Raw genomic sequence first — 4,050 nt, forward strand, 5'->3', positions numbered from 1 at the left:
GCGCCTGCCTTGGCCAGCTCCAGCGCGATTTCCTTGCCGATGCCGCTCGCGGCGCCCGTGACGACTGCGGTCTTGCCGCTCAGATCTGCTGCCATGTCCGTCTCCTCCCGTTGTCGGATCGATAAAACACGCGCCCGCCGTATCCGCGCTCATCGCGAAATCGTATCGGCGTGCCAGCCGTCATTGTGCACGATCGGCCCCGCCGTTCGCGCGCAAAACGTCTAAGCTTAAGGTCGATTCCGTTCGACAGGAGGTTCTCATGCACTATCGACGGCTAGGCCGCTCCGGCCTGCAGATCAGCGAGCTTTCCCTCGGTTCGTGGGTGACGTACGGCAATCAGGTCGACCAGCGGGTCGCGCGCGAATGCCTCGCCGCGGCCCGCGATGCGGGCGTCAATTTCTTCGACAACGCCGAAGTCTACGCCGGCGGCAAGTCCGAGGAAATCATGGGCCACGCGCTCAAGTCGCTCGACTGGCCGCGCATCAGCTATATCGTGTCCACGAAGTTCTTCTGGGGGCTCGCGGAAGCCCCGAACCAGTACCACACGCTGAACCGGAAATACCTGCTGAACGCGATCGACGGCTCGCTGCGCCGGCTGCAGCTCGACTATGTCGACCTCGTCTATTGCCATCGGCCCGATCCGCATACGCCGATCGAGGAAACCGTGTGGGCGATGAGCGACATGATCGTGCGCGGCAAGGCGCTGTACTGGGGCACGTCGGAATGGAGCGCCGACGAGATCCGCGCGGCGTGCGAGATCGCCGAGCGGCATCATCTGCACAAGCCGGTCGTCGAGCAGCCGCAGTACAACCTGTTCCACCGTACCCGGGTCGAACAGGAATATGCGCGGCTCTACGACGATTACGGTCTCGGCCTCACGACCTGGAGCCCGCTGGCGTCGGGACTGCTCACCGGCAAGTACCGCAACGGCGTGCCGGCCGGCAGCCGTGCGCAGTTGCAGGGCTACGACTGGATGCGCGAACGCCTGACCGATCGAGGCGCCAACGACATCGTCGAACGGCTCGGTGAGATTGCAGCCGAACTCGGCTGCAGTACCGGCCAATTGGCAATCGCATGGGTGCTCGCGAATCCGCGCGTGAGTTCGGTCATCACGGGCGCATCACGGGTGGACCAGATCGGCGACAACATGCGCGCGCTCGACGTTGCCGCGAGGCTGACGCCGGATGTGAAGCAACGCATCGAGGCGGTGGTCGGCGACGCATACGAGTAAGGCGACTCACGGCCACTCGCGTACAATACGCGGCCTCGGCGCCCGGCCCGACGGCCGCGCGCGATCCGCTTTCATCGATTCACCTTTCGTTTCAGGCAGCCCGCCATGCTCAGTTATCGTCACGGTTTTCACGCAGGCAACCACGCGGACGTGCTCAAGCACGCCGTCGTCGTCCAGCTGCTGCGCTACCTGAACAAGAAAGACAAATCGTACTGGTACATCGATACGCACGCAGGTGCCGGCGTGTACTCGCTGCGCGACGGTTATGCAGCGAAGACGTCGGAATTCGATACCGGCATCGGCCGGCTGTGGAACGAAAAGAACCTGCCTGAGGCGCTGGGCGACTACGTGGATGAAGTCCGCGCGCTGAACGCCGACGGCGAACTGCACTTCTATCCCGGCTCCCCGTACATCGCATGGCGGTCGATGCGCGAGCAGGATCGGATGCGCCTGTTCGAAATGCACACGACGGAAATCGATGTGCTGCGCCACAATTTCCGCGACGCGGGGCGACGCGCGATGATCTTCGCCGGCGACGGCTTCGAAGGTATCAAGGCGCTGCTGCCGCCGCCGCCGCGACGTGCACTCGTACTGATCGATCCGTCCTACGAGGACAAGAAGGATTACGCCCGCGTGGTGAGTTGCATGACGGAATGCCTGAAGCGTTTCGCGACCGGCTGCTATGCAATCTGGTACCCGCAGGTCACGCGGCTGGAATCGCAGCGCTTTCCCGAACAGTTGAAGCGCCTTCAACCGAACAACTGGCTGCACCTGACGCTGACGATATCGAATCCGCCGACCGACGGACTGGGCCTCTACGGCAGCGGGATGTTCATCCTGAATCCGCCGTATACGCTCGCTCAGAGCATGAAAGAGGTACTGCCCTACCTGGTCGAGATGCTGGGACAGGATAGCGGTGCCCGCTGTCAGATCGAGCACCGCGGAAACTGATCGGGCGACTGGTCGTTAGGGCTGCGGTCTCGGCGCGAGCCTCGGCTGCCCGCTCCAAGCGGGAACATTGATATACGGCGCGACGAACAGCGGAACCGACGTGTTCGGCGCCTGCCCGGCCGGGGCCCGCATGCCTGCGGGCTCGACGATCGGCTCCGACGACAACGGTGCCGTCTGCAACACCAACCCGCCCTTGCCGTCCTGGATGCCGCGCTGCGTATCGAGAACGAGCGGCCTGGACGACGTCGCGGCACCGGCCGCGAGGCCATGAACGAGCACGGCCGCGCCCAGAACGAGACGCGCGCGAGCACTACGACGCACATCGACACGCAAACGCATGATCGTGTCCTTCAGGATGAAAAGCAGGTCCATACCATAGCGCTGCGCCGACGATTTCGCCAGATCCGGCGCACAAAAAAACAAAGCCCCGTCAATACGGGGCTTGCTTGTCGTTCGGTGCCGCTCGGCACCTGACGGTGACTCCGATTACAGCGAGTAGCCGTTGGTTTCGAGCGAGCGGATGCGGCTCTCGAGCTGGACGATGTCCGACGACGTGGCGAGGTAGGCCTCACGGCGCTCACGTTCTGCGGATTCGAACCAGTTGCTCAGCTTTTCGACGATGTAGGCGATCATGACGTTCTCCAAGGAAGAGGGACCCCTGGTGAATCGAAATTCAGGGATTTCCCGTATAGGGTTATCCCGAATTATAGCGATGCCGCACCAAGATGCTAGTGAAATACTCGCATGGAGACCATTCCAATTCGGAATAGAGACAGCCACGCCGTCCATAACTTATTGATTTTTAATGATGTTGAGTTTGAGCCCGTTTTGAGACTCGAAGGCCTGCACTAATTTGGTTCACCGACGGGGTCGGCCAGGCGCGCCAAAATCGGGCATTCGGGCCGCCCGTCACCATGGCAGTGCGCGGCCAGATCGACCAATGTGTCGCGCATGTCGCTCAGCTCCGCGATGCGTTTGTCGAGTTCGGCCACGTGCTCAAGAGCGATCGATTTCACTTCGGCGCTGGCGCGGGAGCGATCCTGCCAGAGCATCAGCAGCTTGCGAATGTCCTCGACGAGAAAGCCGAGTCGTCTCGCCTGGCGGATGAACCGCAAGATATGAATTTCGTCCGCACCGTAGATCCGGTAGCCGGCATCGCTACGCTTGCTCGGCGCAAGAAGGCCGACTTGTTCGTAGTACCGGATCATCTTCGCGCTGACTCCGGATTCGCGCGACGCGTCGCCGATATTCATTCCTCCGCCCTCTTCATCAAATCCAGGTTTTCGAACACGAACGTCGACGGATACTCGCGTCGACGACACTTCGATCGTATCAAATCACGGGGTTTCGTTCCGAGGGAGGGCTTGGCACGCAGCAGGAACGCAGATGACCGATCTGGCGCGCTCGCGGTTGGATTACGAGGAATGAGCGCGCATCACCGCGTGCTTTTTCTAGGCGCACCAATGCAAAAACCCCCGCCTGATCGGGCGGGGGTTTCTGTCTTGAGGGGAGCCTGACGATTACCTACTTTCACACGGGAATCCGCACTATCATCGGCGTAGAGTCGTTTCACGGTCCTGTTCGGGATGGGAAGGGGTGGGACCGACTCGCTATGGTCATCAGGCAAAGAGGGTTGTTGCGTTGCTTCGCAGCGCAACCAATCTTGGAAGAAGCAGTAATTTTGGGTTGTGAGCTGTATCTCACACGTATGCGGTACTTCAACCGTCGTACGTCGAGTGCCTTGCACTCGACGCTCGATGTCCGTAAGCGCTAAAGCGCTAACGGGCATCGAGACAGACTTGTTATAGGATCAAGCCTTACGGGCAATTAGTATCGGTTAGCTGAACGCATTACTGCGCTTACACACC

Annotated in this window: 6 protein-coding genes and 1 rRNA gene; 2 read left to right on the forward strand and 5 right to left on the reverse strand. The window is 61.1% G+C overall.

Annotated features, from left to right (window positions below; translation table 11 throughout):
* Nucleotides 1–95, reverse strand: a 95-nt coding sequence (locus WS61_RS32800; protein ID WP_124496677.1) for an SDR family NAD(P)-dependent oxidoreductase, incomplete at its 3' end; no start/stop codon positions are given.
* A 164-nt stretch (nucleotides 96–259) separates the two neighbouring features.
* On the opposite strand from WS61_RS32800, the gene WS61_RS07040 reads away from it, so the two are divergent.
* Nucleotides 260–1,231: an aldo/keto reductase gene (locus WS61_RS07040; RefSeq protein WP_059499816.1), complete on the forward strand. Its 972-nt coding sequence runs from the start codon at nucleotides 260–262 to the stop codon at nucleotides 1,229–1,231.
* A 105-nt stretch (nucleotides 1,232–1,336) separates the two neighbouring features.
* Entirely contained in the window at nucleotides 1,337–2,182 is an 846-nt protein-coding gene (locus WS61_RS07045; protein ID WP_059499817.1) for a 23S rRNA (adenine(2030)-N(6))-methyltransferase RlmJ, read from the forward strand.
* Between the two features lie 15 nt (nucleotides 2,183–2,197).
* On the opposite strand, the gene WS61_RS07050 is transcribed toward WS61_RS07045, so the two are convergent.
* The 4 genes from WS61_RS07050 to rrf all read right to left on the reverse strand — a co-directional run bounded on the left by WS61_RS07050 (nucleotide 2,198) and on the right by rrf (nucleotide 3,806).
* Complete coding sequence (locus tag WS61_RS07050; RefSeq protein WP_179949350.1) at nucleotides 2,198–2,554, reverse strand: hypothetical protein; 357 nt, start codon at nucleotides 2,552–2,554, stop codon at nucleotides 2,198–2,200.
* Between the two features lie 114 nt (nucleotides 2,555–2,668).
* A complete protein-coding gene (locus WS61_RS32805) occupies nucleotides 2,669–2,815 on the reverse strand; it encodes a DUF3563 family protein (RefSeq protein ID WP_006478295.1) in 147 nt (48 codons plus the stop codon).
* A 215-nt stretch (nucleotides 2,816–3,030) separates the two neighbouring features.
* Nucleotides 3,031–3,435 (reverse strand): Cu(I)-responsive transcriptional regulator, encoded by a 405-nt coding sequence (cueR, locus tag WS61_RS07055; RefSeq protein WP_059499818.1) that lies wholly within the window; start codon nucleotides 3,433–3,435, stop codon nucleotides 3,031–3,033.
* A 258-nt stretch (nucleotides 3,436–3,693) separates the two neighbouring features.
* A 5S ribosomal RNA gene (gene rrf / locus WS61_RS07060) occupies nucleotides 3,694–3,806 on the reverse strand.
* Between the last annotated feature and the right edge of the window lie 244 nt (nucleotides 3,807–4,050).

The organism is Burkholderia sp. ABCPW 11 (assembly GCF_001523445.1).
In the GTDB taxonomy this organism is placed as follows: Bacteria; Pseudomonadota; Gammaproteobacteria; order Burkholderiales; family Burkholderiaceae; genus Burkholderia.